This window comes from Desulfomonile tiedjei, from assembly GCA_016212925.1.
Lineage (GTDB): Bacteria > Desulfobacterota > Desulfomonilia > Desulfomonilales > Desulfomonilaceae > JACRDF01.
Genome location: JACRDF010000015.1, coordinates 14,936 through 34,758 on the forward strand (window position 1 = coordinate 14,936; position 19,823 = coordinate 34,758).

Sequence of the window (19,823 nt, forward strand, 5' to 3'; positions counted from 1 at the left end):
CCAGCCGGAAGAAAGGATGGCATCACCCAACCAGGTCCCTCCCGATCACTAAGGGGGCATCAGTCGGGCCGCCTCACATGCTGTCATATAGGCTTCTTATCTCGTCCACACCCTTGGAGAAGTCGAATTTGTCCTCGAAAGTTTTCTTGGCGGCTTGCCCCAACTCTTGCCGCAGCGCCTTGTCTCGTTTAAGTAAGAGCACGCTTTCCGCTATCTCGTCCGGCGAGCCCGGATTGATTAGCCATCCTGACACACCATGTTCAATCATCTCGGGAATGGCGGACACAGGTGTAGAGATTATTGGCAGGCCGCTTCTCATAGCCTCAATTATCGTCATGGGCATCCCCTCCGAGAAAGAGGGGAGCAGAAATATATCGGCAAGCCCGTAGAAAAGCGGGACCCTGTCTCGCTCGACCTCCCCCTTCAGGCGTACCCAAGCCCCAAGGTTGTCTTTTTCCACCATAGCGCGGAGTAGAGCCATTTGGCCCGGCAACTCCTCCGCTCCGACCAAAACAAATCTGACTGAAGCCTCTTGGGAGACCACTTTGTGGACCGCGTTCAGGATTTCGTAACTCCCTTTATTCGGTCCCAACCAGCCGACGGTGAGGACAACGAAATTGTCCCTGGTTATGCCGAGACTCTGTCTGAGAGCCTCAACCTCCGCGGGATCAGGCGGATTCATTGAATGAACGAAATTCCTGAGCACCCGAACGTCCGCTTTGGGCCTGAGCTTACTTATTTCATCAACCCACCTCTGGTAGAGGACGACTATCTTGCGGGGCAAGGCAAGCCCCATCCTCTTGTACAGCCTCTGAGACCAGGAGGCCTTGCGATAGAAACCGTCCCAGTCCGTTCCGTGCATATGAAGCAGAACTTTCACGCCCGCAAGGCGACTTAGCAACATGAACGCGGCGCTACCCAAAAAGACCGCGTCAGGCGAGTGAATGTGCACAAAGTTATAGTCACCCTTCCTGACCTGATTGAAGAACCGGATAAACCGTCGCGCTCGGAAAAGGTTCCTACTCATCAATCCTTGTGAATCCGGGGGAACGTCCGACCTCGCGAAAGTCTCAAAAACATAATCTCTTGCAAGGTCCGAATGGGCGATATTCTGCATCACTGAGAAGATCCCGCCTCGAGGCGGAGGAACGGGGCCTACTACGAGAACGCGCCGCATAATGGCCTCCCAAGAAGCGATCCTCCGTGCAGTTTCAAACAGCCACGAATTCTTGGTCGGATCAAATCGCCACAGAAATGTCGCCGGGTTCCCGGAATGAACCTTTTATCCATCAGTCTTTCTCGCCCTCCGTGGCACCAAATTGCGAAGGGATTGGATTTCCTCACGCGAAATCCCTTGGACCAATAATACGAGCAACATGTACACCACTCCAGATATGGCGATGTTCAGAAAGATATTCCATTCTCTCAAGACATACGTGACCGCGCCCATTCCCAAAGAGGCGATAAGCGCCTTCGCAACAATTTCCCGAAATCGGATTCTGAACAGGTTCCTTCGGATGTACGCATTCTGGAGCTGATTGAAGACAATAACGGTCAATAGCGTGGCCCACACCGCGCCCATCTCTGCAAAGTAAGGAATGAGTAGGAGGCACAACACAAAATTTATAATTGCCGCTGCAATATTGATCATCAAATCCACTTTCTGATTGTTTGTGGCAATAAGAACATGGGCCAGGACGATAACCATAGCAAAAGGCAACAGCGACAGAATGTGAAACCTCAGCACCTGGCCTGCCGAAACAAATTTTTGCCCATATATCATTGTTATGATGTTGTCGGCCAGAATGAAGGTGCCGACCACTACAGGAAGAATCGCAAGGAACAGCCAGCGCAGACAATCGGTGGACAGCCTGCGGAGATCGTCGGATCCGGAGGCAAAATGCCTCGTAAAAAACGGTAGAAGAGCAGCTGAGGCGGCCTCCGGAATGGTTTTGCAAATGGAGAGCAGCCTGTCCGCCGCACTGAAAATTCCTACGGCTTCGACAGATTGAAGCTTGGAAAGCAGTATTTGAGCCACGCTGAGGTGGATGGTCGAAAAGATTGCAATACTGGTGAAGGTTGGCGCTTCCTTTCTCAGGATCTGCCACACCTCCCTATTGTATTTGCCACGGGGCATACCAAAGACTTTCACATAAAGGTAAGACAGCAGCAGAAAACCGAGAAAGCGACTGACGAGAATCGCAGTGAATAGAGCTACAATTCCATAACCATACAATAACAGTGACACACACGCCGCGACCCTTACAACGTTTTCCAACACGTAGGTCAGGGCTATATACTGGGCCTTTTCCAACGACCTGAAAATCGCCTCCATATAATTCGTTGTGGTGGTAATCACAATCGTCAGTGAGCAGACCAAAGCGGCATGCACCAAGTCCCTTTCATATCCCATTACAAACACTGCGGCATCCATTGCCAGCAGAGACACCAGCGAAGATATGGTTCCGAAAATGCATGCATTGAACAAAAACATGTGGGCATCAGCCGGCCTTTTGGCCACTTCCCTGACGACCAGCGAGCCAAGGCCCAGTGAGGCGAGAGTGTTGAATATCCACATAAAAGAAAGGATGAGAGAGTACTGGCCCAGTCCGTTGACGCCCAGGTACCGAGAAATCACCAGCACCAAAGCGAACGAAATAAGTGGGTTCAGCATATTGGGTACGGACAGAGCAAGAGTGTTTTTGAATATGCTCAGCCGCAAGCCCATAATTCATCCTCTGGGTTCATTATTGATGTAGTTCGCGCATGCACAAAGTAATGCGAGCCCGATTCAATTCTGCGACCAATCCCGGTGACACGGTCCTCCGGATTTGAGCAAAAACACCATACCTGATACAATGGACATAGGCAAGCGCCGTGAAGCACAGAAGGCGGGGACTGATGTGACAGAAACTACCTCTTCCAAACCCTACTTTTGGCCATTTTTCTTATTGCTAATCTTCGAAGCGATGGCTTTCGGCATGGTTATTTGCCGGCCGCTCAAAATGGCTGTCATGTTCACCGTGATTGACGACGCGATGTATTATCCGAAGATCGCCTACAACATCATTAACCACGGGATCGTGTCTTATGACGGGGTAACAATCACGAACGGGTTTCACCCTCTCTACCTGTTTTTCCTGCTTCCAATCTACTCCTTCTTCACCGATCCGATGATCGCGCTGAAGGCCGTATATGTGTTGGCGGTCATGATTCTCACTGCGGCGATGATTTTATTTCTGATAATATCCCGAAAGCTGCATTTTTCAACCAGCGGCCTGTTTGTTTCTCTGTTCATTCTATTGTTGAATATACGATCTTTCACCATATTCTTCAGCCTCTTGGAATGTCATTTAGTATTACTAGCTTATTTGACGTACGTGCTGTTCTCGCTTTCGACGGAGGAAAAGCGCTTCACGTCGGGCAAATTAGCTTGCTTCAACGGCTTGATCATCGGGATCGCTTTTCTCGCGCGGTTAGACTCATTCTTACTGGCGTTAGCGTATGGAGCGATCCTTGTCACGAGAACTTGGCAGGGAAAGCAGTCCCGTGCTTCATTTGTCAAGGCCGGGGTTTGTGCCGCAAGTGGAACCCTGATCTTGGCTTTGCCCTATTTGGCTGTGAATTATTTCTATTTTGGACATTTGTCGTCGGTTTCAGCGTGGCAGAAAATCCAGAAAGTATCCAGCTTTCATACAGTCCTTTACGAACAATACATCCCCAGGGTTAAGTATGTTTTGGGATTGCAGGCCCTGCCCTCATGGTTCTTCGTGGCAGCAGCCCTGTTGGCGCTGCTTATTATTATCATATACTTATTCAGCGGAGACCGTCTGACACGCATGAGGCGCACGCTCCCACCCATTGCGGATTTCATGGCTTTCGCGTGCCTTCACACTGTATTCATCTGCCTATTTGCGCAGGACGACGCCGCTGCATCGGCTTGGTATTGGGTCCCTGAGCTGGTAGCGATAAGCTTGATCGCAGGTGTGACGATTCCTGACACAAAGATATACAAAGTGAAAGCGCTGCCTCTTGTCATCATCATTTTGCTTATAGGTCAGGCCTTTTTTTATCCGCATTTCGTAAAGAGAAAAACTATGACCAAAGCCAAGCTCGAAGTAGCCGAATATATAAACAAGAATCTGCCCGCCAACGTCATGTATGCTATGTACGATTCGGGTATCGTATCATATTTTTCGCAGCGTAATTTTATAGCCTTGAACGGTCTTATCGGCGATTTCAAGCTTGCAGCCATGATAAAACAAGGGGACTACAGGGACGTGATTGACGAATATTCAGTTCGGTTTATTGTATTAGATGTCCCTGAGCCCATGTTGCAAAGCATGCCGGGGGAAAAGCTATTTAGTACGGAAACGAAAACGAAGTTTACGGACTTCAAGGAAACGGAAAAACCCTTTGTGGTTTTTAAAATTACGCCCGATGAATTCCAGCAATTATGGGATATTCGTTATCATAAGTCGCGGAAGATTGATTAAGTGACTGAAAGTAGCAGAACAAGGAAATCCCTGAAATCATACCTGAAACTCATGTGCGTCGCGGTTTGGGGTGCGGCATGTGTCGGCATTCTGTATTTCTGATTGCGTAACTGCACATCGGAACTGGCGCGGTGGCATATGCAAACTCCACGAGAGGCGCATTTTCTGTAGGGGCGACACATGTGTCGCCCTCGGGCGAGGCATGCCTCGCCCCTACAATAGGGCTCACGACAACATTGTCTCGGAGATCGCTTACCTGATTAAAGAGTCATCGAATATACTGTTTCCACCAGAGTGCAAGGTTCAGCAAGCTCCAGGCCCGAACCGGCCCGCGGGTGTCCACGAACCCGTCCAAATAACGCGAACACCATTCAGGTGCAAAAAAGTCAGTCTGCCGGCAGAAGTCAGCCATCACATCGCGGGTCCTGGTGCCGAGTCTGTCCAGATACCATTCATGAATCGGCAACCAAAACCCTTGTTTCTTGCGGTCGATTATCTCATCGGGGATTAGGCCGCGCACGGATTTCTTGAGAATATACTTTTGTTGCCGATTCTTGACCCTTATCGCGGAAGGAATACTCATGACTAGCTCTACAAACTTGTGATCGAGAAATGGAACGCGAGCTTCAAGCGCCACTGCCATGCTCATCTTGTCCACCCGCATGAGGAGCAGTTCGGGAAGCCGCAGATTCAGGTCCACATAGGTCATCCAGTTGGCGTGCGACCTTTCCCAAGCCTTGTCCTTGAAGCGCTGGTGAATTGGGGCAATCGCGTCCCAAGAGCTTAAATCGCGGAATTTTCTTAACATGCGCTCGGAAAGTAGCTGGCGCTTCTGATGCTCGAAAAAAACGTCAAACCCTCCCCAATAAAGAGGGCTGCCCTTGGCGCCCCGCTGGAACCATTCATAGGGGAGCCGGCCATCCTGGCCAAGAAGCTTCAGGACCATGCCACCTATGCGATTGAGGACTGAAGACGCGGGCAGTTCGTTGAGCCGCTCCAGTGTGAGCATGCGTTTCCATTGATCGTACCCGCAGAAGAGTTCGTCGGAGCCTTCTCCAACCTGGGCCACGATGATCCCGTTGTCTCTGGCCAACTTGCACACGTAGTAAATGGGGACGCAGACCGGGTCGGCAATCGGTTCGTCTTGCAACCTTACCATCTCAGGTAAGAATTCGAGGAGATCGTCAATGGTGAGAAGCAGTTCGTGATGGTCCGAACCTATTGTTTCAGACACATTTCTCGCCTGATCGACCTCGCTCGCATAACTCTTGTACACACCCTCGTAACCGATGGTAAAGGTCTTCACACGCTCGGTGGCATCCTCGGAAAAGAGATAGGCGTTTGTGACCGAATCCACGCCTCCTGAAAGAAAGACGCCCACCGGCACGTCACTCACCTTGCGAAGCTTCACCGAAGTGCGAAGTTCGTCCAGAAGTCGGTGCGCGATGTCTTCTTCCGACACGCCCGTCATGGGCTCGGTGCGGTCCCAAACATCCCAATAACGTTTCTCCCTGACAGTGCCGTCCTCGGAAATCCTCAGCCATGAACCGGACGGCAACTTCATGATCCCTTCAAACAGTGTCTCGGGCGCCGGTGTAGTCAGGAAGGAAAGATAATGAAAAAGGGCTTCCTCATTGACGCCTGTTTTTTGATCAGGATCTTGCAGTAGAGCTTTGATCTCCGAGGCAAAGACTATTCGGCCGTCGTGGACGGAGTAATAGAGCGGCTTGACACCTATTCGATCTCTGAGGAGCCATAGTTCGCGTTTCGTCGCATCCCAGACCGCGATGGCAAACATTCCTCGAAATTTCTCAACGCAATCTATTCCCCAGCGTTCGAACGAGTGGACAATGACTTCCGTGTCCGAATGATCTGTCTTCCATTGATGGTCGCCCAGGCTCTCCAGTTCGGAGCGGATCTCGGCATGGTTATAGATTTCGCCATTGAAGACCAGCCACAGGCTGCCCTCTTTGTTGGACATCGGCTGATTTGCGGTCTCCGAGAGGTCAATTATTGCCAGCCTTCTATGACCCAGGCCGACGCGGCCGTCGTCGGACACCCATGTGCTGGCTCCATCGGGTCCGCGATGAGCCATGGTGTCCCGCATCCGAGTAATGTATTTCTCTGTGACCTGGAAGCCGCCATGTTTGAAGGTGAATGCTCCTACGATGCCACACATCCGATACTCCCGGTCGCCTTGATCTGTCCCATCCGGCAGTTATAACACAAACGGGGCGGCGACCGCAGGTTTAGGTTAGATTGGAGGTTACGGCCTCCGGGTGCCGAAGGCACGCCGATCCGAACCCGGTGAACGGACCCACGATAACCAATCGGCATGGCAGCATTCTTGACAATGTTGCAAAAACACGGGGACCGTCAGAGGATTTTTTTGTTGGCCTTTTCTACGCGGTCCAGTCATACTAAGGTCTTGCGGTGGAGCAATTGCGCAGTTTGTGATCCCGATTAAATTTAGTACTTTTATCAAGAATCGACACATGCTACTCAAAGTAAGGACTCTGGGAAAACGGCCATGCACAGAGGCATCAAATGAAGCAAGTGTTCCTTTCCGGCGCCGGAGAAGTGACGGTCTTTGACGTGCCGATCCCGGGACGGCTGCGCGATTCCGTGCTTGTCCGCAACGCCTTTTCCGTCATCAGCAGCGGCACGGAAGGCTCATATGTGAGCGGGAGGGGCGGCCTTCTAGGGTTGTACGAAAGGGCACGGTCCTCAAAAGGCTCAGCAGAAAAAGTCTGGAAACTGATTGAAACCAAGGGCTACAAACAAGCATGGGACCGGATTTGGGACAAGATCGGTGACTACGACCATATGGGGTATAGTTGCGCGGGCTGGGTAGTTGAATCCGATAATGACCGAATGCCCTTCAAACATGGCCAACCGGTGGCTTGCATGGGTTCCGGGCTCGCTAATCACGCCGAGTACGTTGTAATACCGAAGAACCTCTTTGTTCCAATCCCTGAGGGCATTTCATTGGAGGAGGCATCCTTCGCTTCGCTCGGTTGTATCGCGCTTCAAGGAATCCGACGGCTGGACCCCACCCCCGGCGAGCGTATCGGTGTGCTGGGACTTGGCCTTATCGGGCAGATTTGCGTCAGAATGTTGCATGCGTTGGGACACCATGCCTTCGGAATGGATGTGAGCGAGCAGCGCGCTGCAAAGGCGCGGGAGACCCCTGGTGTTCAAGCCTGGGCTCTGGATGGCACGGATTCCGTGACCAAGGTCATGGACCTGACTAACGGCCAAGGGCTGGATGGCGTGATAGTCTGTGCGGCCACCAGTCTCAGTGAACCCGTCAACCTGGCATTTGATCTGTGCCGGAAGCGTGGTCGTGTTTCTATGGTTGGAGAAGTCGGGCTGGCCCTTGAACGGGAGAAAATGTACGCGAAAGAACTCGAACTTCGCATGTCCTGCTCCTACGGGCCGGGTCGGTATGATCCGGAGTACGAACTGAGGGGTCGCGACTATCCGGCCGCGTACGTTAGATGGACCGAACGCCGGAACTTGGAGTTCTTTTTGGACCTCATGGCAACGGGGCGTCTCAGCCTCCGGTCTCTTGTCAGCGTCCGTTACACCCCTGACGAAGCTCCTCAGGCCTATGCGCGAGTGAAGCAAGCCGATCCCGACACGTACGGCGTGCTCTTTGATTACGGCCGCCAGCCGGAAGAGCCCGCGGCCGAGGTTCTCAAGATTGCACGAACCGTACGGTACCCTCAGCCAATTAAAGCTATATCACATGGAAGAATTCGGTTGGGCCTCATCGGTGTGGGCCGGCATGCAAAGGACGTACATGTCCCCAATCTGAAGAAGATGAGGGACACGTTCGCCATTCAAGGGATCGCGAGCCGATCCGGGGCCACTGCCGGGATCGCGGCCATTCGACACGCCGCGGCAATTGCCACCAGCGACCATCGGGAACTCCTCGCGTCCCCGGATATCGACGCTGTGCTGATCGCCACCCGCCACACCACTCATGCAAGGTTTGTTAAGGAGGCGCTCGATGCAGGGAAGCATGTATTCGTGGAAAAACCCATGACGCTCACTTTGGAGGACGCTCAGGAAATAGTCGAGAAATCCTCAGAAAAGGGGCTGATTGTTCGCGTAGGTTTTAACCGGCGCTTCTCTCCCTGGATCAATGCAACAAGGAATGCCATCGGCACCGACGGCCTGAGAATATTTTCTTCCCGCGTCAACACCGGAATAGTCGCTGGAGATTGGAGCAACACCGAAGAAGAAGGGGGCCGAGTTCTCGGCGAAGCTGTACACTTCTTCGATCTCAGCAACTGGTTCATGGCGGCTGAACCGGTCTCGGTTCTGGCAATGTTCGCGGGCGAAGAAACGGTAATTGACCCGGACCTGATGGTGCAGATCAAGTATCCGGGCGGGTCCGCGGGACAGGTCCTGTACACGACCCTCGGCAGCGCTCAAATGGGCAAGGAATACTTCGAGGCGTTCGGCAACGGGCGAGCCGCTCGGAGCGACGACTTCAGGAATTTCTCTTCATACGGCGCCTCCCAATCCGTAGGGTGGGGAGAGCGAGGGAACAAGGGCCACGCAAAGGAACTCGAAGAATTCGCGGCCGCTATCCGCGGGGAGAAGTTTCCCATTCGAGGAGCCGATGCCCGCGCCGGACTAGTGGCCACCTGGATGGCCCTTGCCTGCTATAAAAGCGCGAAAACCGGCTGCGAGATAAAGCTAGATGTGTGAAGGACCACTGGGGAGGGCCTTTTTGCAAAAAGGCCCTCCCCAGACCCCTCCCCAAAAACTCCTATGATTTGTCGCCCTTGCCTCTGGGGAGGCAAGGGCTGAGGCCAAATCCGCGGCATGGCGCGTAGGATGCGGTGATCAACTACTTGCCCAGTCGTTTTTTCTTGACCACTTGCGAAAGCTCAATATAGTTCGAACAGAAATACCCACGGGACACTTAAATGCCAGCTTCAGAGAAATTCAAACGAATAAATAACTGGGCAAATAATCATTCAGGTTTGATCAAGCTGGCGGCTCTAGTCCTTACCGCAATTGGAGTAGTGGTTGCCGTCACCAGTGCGGTAGGACCTTGGCTTTTGGCAAAGCTGGCTTCATTCATTACATTTGCTTCGACGCTTTTGGTTGTTGCGAGAGAGTACTCTGAAATAGGGGTCTGGAGCGGTCTTGGTCTAATATTGATGGGCCTATTATTGCGTTTGCGAACCGTGGGCTGGCGGCTCGGCAGTCTGGAGAAAAATATCGTAGAGGTCGTCCGGGGAACGGAAGAAATGCGAAGGCTTGGAGCGCGGCTTGATAGTCTGGAGAGGCAGACTATTATTCTGCTGGACAAATCTCGAGCTGCAGATCTGGCGAGCTGGGACTACAGGGGTGAGTGGTCTTTGGATGGACAGGAGCTTGCCGTCACCAATTCGGATGAGGGCGGGCTGCTAAAATGGGGATCAGCATGGGAGAATTACGACCTGATCTTCAGTTTCCGGATCGTCGACCAATGCGCAGGCTGGATAGTACGGGGTGAGCACTTTGGCCCGTGTGTCATGATTCAATGTACCTCAAGTCGACTGCGCCCACACACTCGGAAACGCCTCAGTGCGCTACGCGATCCTGATCCCGAGAGAGGTTTTGAACTAGTAACGGACATGGCACACGGGCTATCATTGAAGGAATGGAACACGGCAAAAACGGAAGTCCGAGGATATGCAATAAGAGTTTTCATAAATGAACGCCAGGTATTTTCTGACCCAGAGCTGTTACGGGGCTTTCCGTTGGGGAGAGTGGGGTTCAGGTGTTCCGGTGGTGAGCATGCACGTTTCAAGGACGTGGAAGTAATTCAAAGGGCCGGTTGCAGCATATATTGATGGCTCGAAACCGCTTGCCATGGCTAGCAGCGTAGGATGTGGTGAGCGAAGCGAACCGCATCGCTCGCGAAAAGAATTCGGACGATGCGGTTCCCGTTGGTCACCGCATCCTACGCACTATTGCGGGTCATCACGACGGCATCCAGGCGACCCAAGAGCAGGCCGGACGAGCAGGTTCAGGGGCTGAGACAATAGGCGCTCCATCACTCGTAGTGAGACCACAGACGGATCACTTTTACTACCTTGTCCTCCTCAATCACCTGGTAAACCAATCGGTGTTGGATATTGATCCTTCGAGAATAGGCGCCGCTCAAATCGCCCAGAAGCTTTTCGTATGGCGGTGGGGCCTCAAAAGGATCCCTCTCAATAAGCTTCAATAGCTCTTTTGCCTTTTCCTTCAATCCGGCGGCAGCGAGTTGCTTGGCATCCTTTCGAGCCTGGTGCGTAAAGACGAGTTCCCACGTCACCAATCAAGTTCCTTGGTGCATTTCTCGACAGGGGTCTTGAGCCCATCAACGATGGATTCTCTCATGCCTGGAACCGAAAGCAGGAATAGCGTTTCCTGAACGGACCGCCAGTCTTCCTCGCTCACCAGGACGGCATTGCCTCTCTTTCCAGTGATGAGAATCGGCTCGTGAGAAGACGCAGTTTCATCTATCAATCCGTACAGCCTGGCTCGGGCCTCACTTGCTTTGATAACGGTCATAGTCTGCTCCTTCACCTATCGAAACCGTACGCTTCCACGTACGAATTGTCAAGTGGTGCTTTGGGACTGAACAATAACCTCGCCCGGTGGTGTGCGGTGAGCATAGCTGTATTCCGGCTCCCTATTTCGCACTCGAACTAATCATTTCTTTATACAAGCCTCTGAGTTCTTCTATGCCTCTTGAAAACTCGAACCGTTCGCAGAAAAGCCTTTTTCCTTCCTCGGCCATTTTCATGCGCAATTCATCGTCCCCTTTGAGCAGCAGCACGTTTTCCGCTATTTGCTGAGGATTTCCGGGGTCTATTAGTATTCCTGTGACGCGGTCTGTCACCGTGTCCGGAATTCCCTGGACTCGCGTGGAAATCACCGGCAGGCCGCTGCGCATGGCCTCGATGATCGACACCGGCATCGCTTCTATGAAAGACGGCAGGATAAATAAGTCCGCCAGCGCCAGGTACAGCGGAACTGTGTCGCGTTCGACCTCCCCTGTCAGATGAACCCAGCGTTCCAGTTTTTCGCTTTCAATGATCTGCTTCAACTGGGCCATTTCTCCCGGCTTGCCCTCCCCTCCCACAAGAACGAACCTTATGGAATCTTCCTCTGATACAATTTGAGGAATCGCCTTGAGAATCTCGAAGGTCCCTTTGCGCCAGCCAACCGCTCCAACCGAGACCACCACGAAATCTTCCTTGGAAAGTCCCAGGTCTCCCCGAAGTCGCTCAACCTCCGACGCATCGGGAGGTTCCTGGTCATGCAGGAGGTTTCTGATTACTCGGACATTCGCTGCAGGATACATTTCCTTTATTTTATCGACCCACATTGACCAGAGCACGACTATTGCCTCGGGGACGTAGAGCCCTACCCTCGTGTACAGCTTTCTGAACAGAGAGTTGTACGTATAGAATTCGTCCCAGTCCCCTCCTTGAATGTGAAGCAAGACCCTTACGCGTGCGACCCGGGCCAGAATCATAAAGATGGTAGTGCCGAGGAATTCCGCGGTGTCGGAAGAATGGATGTGCACCAGCCTGTAATTGCCTCTGCGCAATTCCTTGAAGAACCGCCAAAACCTCTTAAACCTGAAGATATTTGCTCTTATCAACCCGCGAGCGTAAGGCGGGAAGCTTTCGCTGGGGATTCTCTCAAAAATTTTGATGTCATAATCTTCCTGAAGGGACGAGTGGACAAGATCGTCCATTATGGAGGCAATTCCTCCAAAGGGTGGAGGTATGGGGCCGACCATAAGAACTCGTTCCACGTAAGCGCCTCCGAAAATAGTCAGGACTTCGGGACGAAAATTGTTCGCTCAGTAACGGATCTTTCACCGCAGAGATCGCGGAGTGCGCCTAGTGTACGGGCGCACCGCCGAGACTGTCTCCAAACCTTTAACTGCAAGGGGCTCGTGTAGGGGCGCTTCGAGAAGCGCCCTGATTGCGGGCGGTTCACGAACCGCCCCTACAACACCGGCAGGAGATCTTCCCAGTTTGAACCGGCATCCGCAGTGTGCGATGTACCTCTTCTCCGTGCCCTCTGCGTTCTCTGCGGTGAAATGGTTTTCTGCACCCTCCCCGCGTAACTGAATGTTCACATGAAACTCAAGAAAAAACTTGCGTTGCCTGATTGTTTGATGTAGGAAATTTGATAATCCGACCAGTCGGTTTGTAGTCCGACCGGTCGTTATGTCATGAACACTCGTCTGTGTCCCCTGCTCCCGCTAACCCAACAGACACATGACGGTATGGATGTCGTAAATGCCCCCAAATCCCACTTTAGAGAAGATCAGAAAATCTCAGATACTCGATGCTTCATTACGAATCATGTCCGAACAGGGCTCTAACAGCGTCACCCTGGAACACGTGGCCAAGGCTTCCGGCCTGTCCAAAGGAGGCCTGGTTCACTACTTTCCAAGCAAAGAGGTTCTGTTTAGGGAGAGTTTCAGAGAGTTCTTCAACCGTATTTTTACTCGTGGCAGAGAGACCATGGACCAACATGCAGACGCAATGGACAAGCTGCTGTCTTTCATCTGGATTTTCGATCGAGATGATCCTGAGGTCCAGGTGGCTTATCCTCTACTGTTTGACGGCATGGCCCTGGCCGCGCATGACCCGGAATACGGCTCACTGTTCCGCGATTGGTTCGAGAGCTGGGTTGTCATGCTCAAAGTAGCTTTGAAACAAGGCAACGATGCGGGACGTTTTTCAGTGGCGGATACGGATGGGACGGCTCGGGCCATTTCTGCGATCTACCAAGGTATCGCGACCCGTTGGTTCCTGGACCCGGAAACCCATTCGACGGACTGGGCGGAAAGTTTCCTTCGGCTTGCCATCACGGGGCTCGTGGGGCTGAAGGAAACCTAGATCTGCCGTAGATACCCGGCCGCGGACGCTTTGTGCCAATTCGTCCTCATTTCAACGATCCTGGCGGGCGTCCCGCGGAACCACCACCGCATTGTCGTGGGGCCGGCAGGGACGCCGACCCCCACTAATAGAAAGCCAAGAAACCCCAGTTTGAAACCGGTGCCAGGTAGGACCGGTTGAGATAGACCTCTCTTCGGAGAACTCTTACGTCTCGAGCAACGGAGGTTCAAGAAATGGCAGTCTTTGGAAGCGCGGACCAGATGTACGATGTGCTGGGCAATCTCTTTAGAATGCTCATGGAGAGCCCTGATTTCGGCCCCAAATTCATGGAATCGGACCTTGTTATCTATTTCAACATAACCGACCCGGATGGTGAAATCTGGGTTAACAGAAACGGGGAGGTAATCTGTGGCCCTGCCGATCTGAAGCCGACCGTGTCCATGACCTTGAGCGGAGACACCTGCCACAAGTTCTGGCTAAAAGAGGTCTCCATGCCTATAGCTTTGGCCAAGGGTTTGATCAAGGTTAAAGGCCCCATGCCAAAGGTATTGAAGCTGCTCCCTTTACTCAAACCCGCATACAAGGCGTACCCGGATCACGCCCGCAAATACGGACTTAACACTTAGCCAAGATTACCGAGCGTCACGCAAGCTACTCGTCTGCGCGGGCGCTAAGGGCTGCGTACGCGTCTCGTGCCAAAAGCATGAACGCAGTCCAGAAGCCTAGGACACCGCCCTCTCACGGCGGAGACAGGGTCCGGGAGAACCACGGCAGTACATCGAGGAGACGAAACATGACCATGGAACGAAGTCTGAAGCAGTTTGAAGAAGACAGGAAGCAAGCTGCCCGGCTCGCAGCGAGGCTTCTGTTGGCTTCGGGAACGACTGCGCCGAGAGTCGGGGGGGTCGGAGAATGTACCATCCACATAATAGACGACGAGTGTGATATCGAGGACTTATGCCAACAGATCGAAGGCATGGCCGGCGAAAATAAGGGGTGGGGATTCTTCAAAAGAGACGCGGCCATGTTGCGTGACGCGGACGCGGTATTGATCGTCACTTCGCTGCGGAGCTTGACCGATCCTTCGGACATCAACTGCAACATGTGCGGCAAGCTCACGTGCGAATACATGCGGGAAGCGGAACGTCTTCCCAAAGAGCCCGGAGTGGCGTTCACGGGGCCGTTGTGCACTTTCCGCGCGGACAATGTCGCGTTCGCCGTGGACGGAATAGTCTCACAGGCTCGGAACCTCGGGATCGACTACGGCGTTTATTGGTCCGCGGGAGCGGCCGCGATGAGGATGCGAATCCTGCCAAGGGACACCGGATTTGCTCTGGCCGTGGCAATCTCGGTCACGGAGAAGTCCCCGTTCAGAGATATCCCCCTCAAATACGATGAAATGAACGAACGCACCATGAACGACCGGATCATAAAGAGGCTTTGGCCGCAGTTCAGGTCAATCTACAGCTAGGCTCAGGGAAAGGGAGGAAGCGATGCAAAGAAGGGAAATGGACGATCTTCTTCTCGGCGGACTGGATCGGGGGGTCGAGCTGATGGCTGTGGCGGCTCACAACAGCTTCAGGTTCGGTGGAAAGAATACGATCCGGATCGTTACCGCCGGCAAGGACGACATGCAAGAAATCGCCGAATACTGTTTGTCCTTGGGGGACATGTCTCCATTAGGAGCCAGGGACGGCCGCCACCTGATCGAATTGATGAAGGAACCCGCTGCTTTGATGGTCATCGGCGATAAGCGACGGTCACCGTTCAATTACAATTGCGGCGCGTGCGGTTACCGGAGCTGTGCGGAAATGAACGCTGCCGAGGAAGTGGAATCACTTACTGCGAACGGGCCCAGTTGTCAGTTCAGGAACATCAATCTCAACATAGCAGCGAATGCCGCAGCAGCCGTTGCCTGGCGATTAGGATTGCACTGCCGGGTGTTCAGCTCTTTCGCATTTGCCGCCAAGGCCATGCAAATCATTGAAGATGTGGACATTGTGGTGAGCGTCTCTGTGAGCGTTGCAAAACAGGACCCATTCTTCGACAGACACAAATACTGGACCCAGGAACACTGGGACGAGATCTTCAACAAGGAATTCCCGACATTCACTCGGGGCTTTATTGGGGCCATCGAAGAGTAAATCAGGAAGCGTTCGGAGGGATCAATGGGGTCGAAAACACACCTCAATCAAGTAATCGCGTCTCATCTTGTCGAAATCAGGGCCGATGAGATGCCCGATCGAGAGATATTCGTGTTTGAGCGAGGCGAGTACGGGGATGACGTGCTCACCTACAAGGACTTGTTCGAGAATTCCAATAAGATCGCTCGACTGCTGCTCGACAACGGAATCGGAAAGGGAGACGTTTTCGCGGTCTTCATGCGGAACTATCCCGAGTTCGCATTCTGTATCCTGGCAGCCACAACCATCGGAGCAATCGTCGTGCCGGTGGACCCGCGGTCCCGTGGGGATCGTTTGAGGTTTCTCCTCAGCAACAGTAATGCAAAAGCGGTCATCGCGTCGGGTGAATGCCTGGAGCAGATTGCAGAAGTCGCCAAAGACCTGCCGAATCTCAAATTCGTTTCCATCGCGTACCAGCGAGACCAGCAAGTGCCGGTCTCGTCGGCTTTCCACGCGCTCAACGAAACACTTGCCGCGGATTCGTGGCGGATCGTGGACCAGCAGATCATGGATGTTCGCCATCCAATGCAGATCATCTACACTTCCGGCACCACCGGTGATCCTAAAGGGGTGACGATCCGCAATAACCGGCTCGGTGTGTTCAATATTCTGACCAAACTATGCTGGAAGTACTCCAAAACCGACTGCCTTTACAACGGGCTTTCGCTGACCCACGGCAATGCCCAGGCCGTGACGCTCTTTCCCGCGCTCAACATGGGAATCAAGGCTGTTTTCAGCCCCAGGTTCACCAAAAGCAGGATTTGGGACATCTGCCGGAAATACGGTTGCACCACTTTCTCCCTCTTGGGAGGCATGATGTCCGGAATATACAACGAGCCCGAAAAACAGAACGATGCCGAGAATCCTGTCCAAATGGTGCTCAGCGCAGGAACACCTGTGTCCATCTGGGAAGGGTTCGAGAATCGGTTCGGGGTCAAGATCCTCGAATGGTATGGCGCTGTGGAAGGCGGGTTCGCTTTCAAGCCTCCGGGAAAAGGGCCGATCGGCTCTTTCGGCAAGCCTGTGCCGGGAGTCATGGAGTTCAAAGTGGTGGATGAAAATGACAACGAGCTTCCTCCGGGGCAAACCGGCGAACTGATCTCGCGCATGGTGCGCGGAGAGACGAAAGTAGACTATCTGGGCCTGCCTGATGCCTCCGAAGAGAAGACCAAAGGCGGTTGGCTTCGTTCCGGAGATCTGGTCCACAAAGACGATCAGGGATGGTATTTCTTTGATTATCGGAAGGGCACCGAACTGCGCCGGGCCGGGGATTTCATCCAACCCGATTACGTGGAGGCGATCCTCGGAAAACACCCGGCAGTAAGCGAGGCCTGCGTGTACGGAATTCCCGCTGCTTCGGGCGCACCCGGAGAAAGCGACCTGGTGGCCGCACTGGCGCCCTTCGAAGGCATGTCGATCGATCCCGCATCCGTTTATGAACTGTGCAAGAAGGAACTGGAACCGAACTACATTCCATCGTATCTGCAAATTGTGGCTGAAATTCCCAAGAGCATCTCTGAAAAGGCGTTGGACAGGGTCCTTAAAAGCCGGTTCTCGCCGGACGGAGATGGCGTCCACTCTTACGACCACTACAGGTGAAAGGACCAGGGAGGTGAAAAAGTGACATATCTCGACCTGAACATCGAACTCACCGACGAGCAAAACGCTCTGAAAGAGCAGGCGCACAAGTTCGCAGGGGAAATTCTCCGGCCCGCGAGCATAGAACTGGACAAGATTGCCGATCCCGAAGACATGATCAAAAGCCCGGTATTCAAGGACACCATGAGAAAGGGCTTTGAATTGGGCTACCACAACGTTCTCATGACCGATACGTACGGCGGCCTGGGGCTTGACCCTCTGGAAGTCCACATGGTCCTTGAAGAGATGGGATGGGGCAGCGCGGATTTCGCCATCGGCATCGGGGTGTCGTGTTTCCCGGCTTTTTTTGCGTGCATGCTGCCAAACGACCTCCTGGAAGAGACAATCATCTCCCCGTTCTGCCAAAACCGGGACGCCACAATTATAGGATGCTGGGCCATAACCGAGCCGAACCACGGCAACGATCAATTGTGCCCCGGAACCGAGTTATTTCGCGACCCGAAGATCAAAGGGCAGCTCAGAGCAAAGCTTGAGGGAGACGAGTGGGTGATCAACGGACAGAAGTCCGCATGGGTATCCAATGGACCGATCGCTACTCACGCACTGGCGTACCTGAATATCGACCCATCCATGGGGCTGGCGGGTGGCGGCATCTGCATCATACCCTTGGACAGACCGGGAGTTAGCAGAGGCCGCGCTCTGAACAAGCTCGGCCAGCGGGCCCTGTCCCAAGGTGAGATCTACTTCGACGATGTCAGAGTTCCGCGCGATTTCATGCTGGTGGATCAGGAGAGCTATGAAGCGATGCTCGATGTCACTCTCTCCACTGCCAACGCCGCAATGGGCGCTGTCTTCACGGGCACGGCCAGAGCCGCGTACGAGGAAGCGTTGGCCTATTCCAAGGAGCGGATTCAGGGCGGAAAGCCGCTTTTCGAACATCAGATCATCAAGCACAAACTGTTCAATATGTTTATGAAGGTGGAAGCGGCTCGAGCCCTTTCTCGTGCGGCCTTGGTCTATAATTACAACAACACACCGCCTTCTATAGAGTATTCCATTGCTTCAAAAGTGTTTTGCACGAATACAGCATTTGAAGTCGCCAACGAGGCTGTTCAAATTTTCGGTGGCTACGGTATGAGCAAGGAGTACGCGATCGAGAAGATCTTTCGAGACGCCAGAGCAGCGCTCATAGAAGATGGAGCCAATGACAGCTTGATGATCACAGGGGCACACAAACTCTAGGAAGAGGCTCATCCCTGGCAGGAGGTAGTTTAATGCGTGATGTGTTCATTGTTGGCACGGGAATGATCCGATTCGGCAAGTACAAAGACGAAACGGTTCGAACCATGGCCGAAAAGGCCATTCACCTGGCACTTGAAGACTCGGGGCTGCAAAAGCGGGACCTGAAGGCAGCTTTCTTCTCCAATACGTTCTGGGGGATGTTCACCAACCAACACTCGATCCGAGGTCAGGTTGTGCTCCGGGGAATGGGCATAGACAAGATACCGGTCACCAACGTGGAAAACGCCTGTGCGGGCGCTTCTACAGCTCTGCATCTGGCATATATGGGCGTCAGGGCCGGGATCTTTGATGTAGCGCTTGCAGTCGGCTCAGAGAAGATCACCTGTCCTAACAAGCTTCAGTCTTTGCAGGCTTATGCTTCGTGCATGGACATGGAGAACTTCCAGTCGCACGTCCAGATGATCCTGGAGGTGGGCAAGTCGTTCGCCATCGAGCTGCCTCAGGACGATTCCGCACCGGGCCAGGGCAGGAGCATCTTCATGGACGCGTATGCAATGGGCGCTCGCTGGCACATGGACCGTTTCGGCTCCACTCAACGGCAACTGGCTGTGATTGCAGCGAAAAACCACTTCCACGGTTCGCTTAATCCCCTTGCTCAGTATCAGAAGGCCATGACCGTTGAAGAGGTGCTCGCGGACCCTTCTGTCGCGTATCCTCTGACCAGGGCCATGTGTGCACCGGTGGGCGACGGCGCGGCCGCTGCCATAGTCTGTTCCGAGGATGTCCTGAGGAGGCTCGACAAAGCCCGACCGGTCAAAATACTTGCGTCGATACTGGGACAGGGCAGCGACAGGGATCTGGACGGCGTGGACATTGGCGAACGCCTGTCCAAAGAAGCGTATGAATTTGCAGGAGTGGGCCCGGAAGATATTGACCTGGCAGAATTGCATGACGCGACCGCTTACGGTGAACTCCACCAGACAGAGGTCATGGGATTCTGTCCTCCCGGAGAAGGCGGACCTTTCGCCGAGTCCGGGGCCACGAAATTGGGCGGTAAGAAGCCCATCAACACATCCGGCGGTCTGGAATGCCGAGGCCATCCCATAGGAGCTTCAGGCCTGGCCCAGATTTTCGAGTTGGCGGCTCAGCTTCGAGGGGACGCCGGAAAGCGTCAGGTGCCGGGAGCGAAGACAGCTCTAGCGGAGAACGGCGGCGGCAACATAGGCTTGGAAGAAGCGGCCATGTGCGTCCACATTCTGCAGAAAGTGTGAGAGGGGTTGCGCCTGACTTCCCCCCTCTTTCAAAGAGGAGTGAGGGGGATTTTGACGGTCGACCATAAATCTACTCTCACCTAGATCATTCCCTTGACCGCGAACTGGCATGAG

16 protein-coding genes are annotated in these 19,823 nt (G+C 53.5%); 10 read left to right on the top strand and 6 right to left on the bottom strand.

The window, feature by feature from the left end; all coding sequences use genetic code 11:
• Nucleotides 1-73 precede the first annotated feature (73 nt).
• Both HY913_07540 and HY913_07545 read right to left on the bottom strand, forming a co-directional pair.
• Nucleotides 74-1,177 (bottom strand): glycosyltransferase family 4 protein, encoded by a 1,104-nt coding sequence (locus HY913_07540; GenBank protein MBI4963111.1) that lies wholly within the window; start codon nucleotides 1,175-1,177, stop codon nucleotides 74-76.
• Nucleotides 1,178-1,282: 105 nt separating this feature from the next.
• Nucleotides 1,283-2,728: a flippase gene (locus HY913_07545; GenBank protein ID MBI4963112.1), complete on the bottom strand. Its 1,446-nt coding sequence runs from the start codon at nucleotides 2,726-2,728 to the stop codon at nucleotides 1,283-1,285.
• A gap of 175 nt (nucleotides 2,729-2,903) precedes the next feature.
• Here HY913_07545 and HY913_07550 point away from each other — a divergent pair, with 175 nt between their 5' ends.
• Nucleotides 2,904-4,496 (top strand): hypothetical protein, encoded by a 1,593-nt coding sequence (locus tag HY913_07550; GenBank protein MBI4963113.1) that lies wholly within the window; start codon nucleotides 2,904-2,906, stop codon nucleotides 4,494-4,496.
• A 268-nt stretch (nucleotides 4,497-4,764) separates the two neighbouring features.
• Here the strand turns inward: HY913_07550 and asnB are convergent, their stop codons facing one another.
• Entirely contained in the window at nucleotides 4,765-6,675 is a 1,911-nt protein-coding gene (gene asnB / locus HY913_07555; protein MBI4963114.1) for an asparagine synthase (glutamine-hydrolyzing), read from the bottom strand.
• Between the two features lie 368 nt (nucleotides 6,676-7,043).
• Between asnB and HY913_07560 the strand changes: the two genes are divergently transcribed.
• Both HY913_07560 and HY913_07565 read left to right on the top strand, forming a co-directional pair.
• Nucleotides 7,044-9,218 (top strand): Gfo/Idh/MocA family oxidoreductase, encoded by a 2,175-nt coding sequence (locus HY913_07560; GenBank protein MBI4963115.1) that lies wholly within the window; start codon nucleotides 7,044-7,046, stop codon nucleotides 9,216-9,218.
• A 221-nt stretch (nucleotides 9,219-9,439) separates the two neighbouring features.
• The gene (locus tag HY913_07565; protein ID MBI4963116.1) at nucleotides 9,440-10,354 is read left to right on the top strand and encodes a hypothetical protein; all 915 of its coding nucleotides are present in this window, start codon (nucleotides 9,440-9,442) and stop codon (nucleotides 10,352-10,354) included.
• 203 nt (nucleotides 10,355-10,557) lie between these two features.
• On the opposite strand, the gene HY913_07570 is transcribed toward HY913_07565, so the two are convergent.
• The 3 genes from HY913_07570 to HY913_07580 all read right to left on the bottom strand — a co-directional run bounded on the left by HY913_07570 (nucleotide 10,558) and on the right by HY913_07580 (nucleotide 12,315).
• Nucleotides 10,558-10,821 carry a Txe/YoeB family addiction module toxin gene (locus HY913_07570; GenBank protein MBI4963117.1) on the bottom strand — a complete coding sequence of 88 codons (264 nt, stop codon included), beginning with the start codon at nucleotides 10,819-10,821 and terminating at the stop codon, nucleotides 10,558-10,560.
• Nucleotides 10,818-11,060: a type II toxin-antitoxin system Phd/YefM family antitoxin gene (locus HY913_07575; protein MBI4963118.1), complete on the bottom strand. Its 243-nt coding sequence runs from the start codon at nucleotides 11,058-11,060 to the stop codon at nucleotides 10,818-10,820. Before HY913_07575 ends, HY913_07570 begins: the two co-directional genes overlap by 4 nt.
• A gap of 121 nt (nucleotides 11,061-11,181) precedes the next feature.
• Nucleotides 11,182-12,315: a glycosyltransferase family 4 protein gene (locus HY913_07580; protein ID MBI4963119.1), complete on the bottom strand. Its 1,134-nt coding sequence runs from the start codon at nucleotides 12,313-12,315 to the stop codon at nucleotides 11,182-11,184.
• A gap of 493 nt (nucleotides 12,316-12,808) precedes the next feature.
• Between HY913_07580 and HY913_07585 the strand changes: the two genes are divergently transcribed.
• The 7 genes from HY913_07585 to HY913_07615 all read left to right on the top strand — a co-directional run bounded on the left by HY913_07585 (nucleotide 12,809) and on the right by HY913_07615 (nucleotide 19,709).
• Nucleotides 12,809-13,414: a TetR/AcrR family transcriptional regulator gene (locus tag HY913_07585; protein MBI4963120.1), complete on the top strand. Its 606-nt coding sequence runs from the start codon at nucleotides 12,809-12,811 to the stop codon at nucleotides 13,412-13,414.
• Nucleotides 13,415-13,647: 233 nt separating this feature from the next.
• Complete coding sequence (locus HY913_07590) at nucleotides 13,648-14,040, top strand: SCP2 sterol-binding domain-containing protein (GenBank protein MBI4963121.1); 393 nt, start codon at nucleotides 13,648-13,650, stop codon at nucleotides 14,038-14,040.
• A gap of 167 nt (nucleotides 14,041-14,207) precedes the next feature.
• Nucleotides 14,208-14,885: a hypothetical protein gene (locus HY913_07595; protein MBI4963122.1), complete on the top strand. Its 678-nt coding sequence runs from the start codon at nucleotides 14,208-14,210 to the stop codon at nucleotides 14,883-14,885.
• A gap of 22 nt (nucleotides 14,886-14,907) precedes the next feature.
• Entirely contained in the window at nucleotides 14,908-15,558 is a 651-nt protein-coding gene (locus tag HY913_07600) for a hypothetical protein (GenBank protein MBI4963123.1), read from the top strand.
• A 24-nt stretch (nucleotides 15,559-15,582) separates the two neighbouring features.
• Nucleotides 15,583-17,196: an AMP-binding protein gene (locus HY913_07605; GenBank protein ID MBI4963124.1), complete on the top strand. Its 1,614-nt coding sequence runs from the start codon at nucleotides 15,583-15,585 to the stop codon at nucleotides 17,194-17,196.
• Nucleotides 17,197-17,217: 21 nt separating this feature from the next.
• Nucleotides 17,218-18,438 (top strand): acyl-CoA/acyl-ACP dehydrogenase, encoded by a 1,221-nt coding sequence (locus HY913_07610; GenBank protein ID MBI4963125.1) that lies wholly within the window; start codon nucleotides 17,218-17,220, stop codon nucleotides 18,436-18,438.
• Between the two features lie 32 nt (nucleotides 18,439-18,470).
• Nucleotides 18,471-19,709 (top strand): thiolase family protein, encoded by a 1,239-nt coding sequence (locus tag HY913_07615; GenBank protein ID MBI4963126.1) that lies wholly within the window; start codon nucleotides 18,471-18,473, stop codon nucleotides 19,707-19,709.
• The last annotated feature ends 114 nt before the right edge of the window (nucleotides 19,710-19,823 follow it).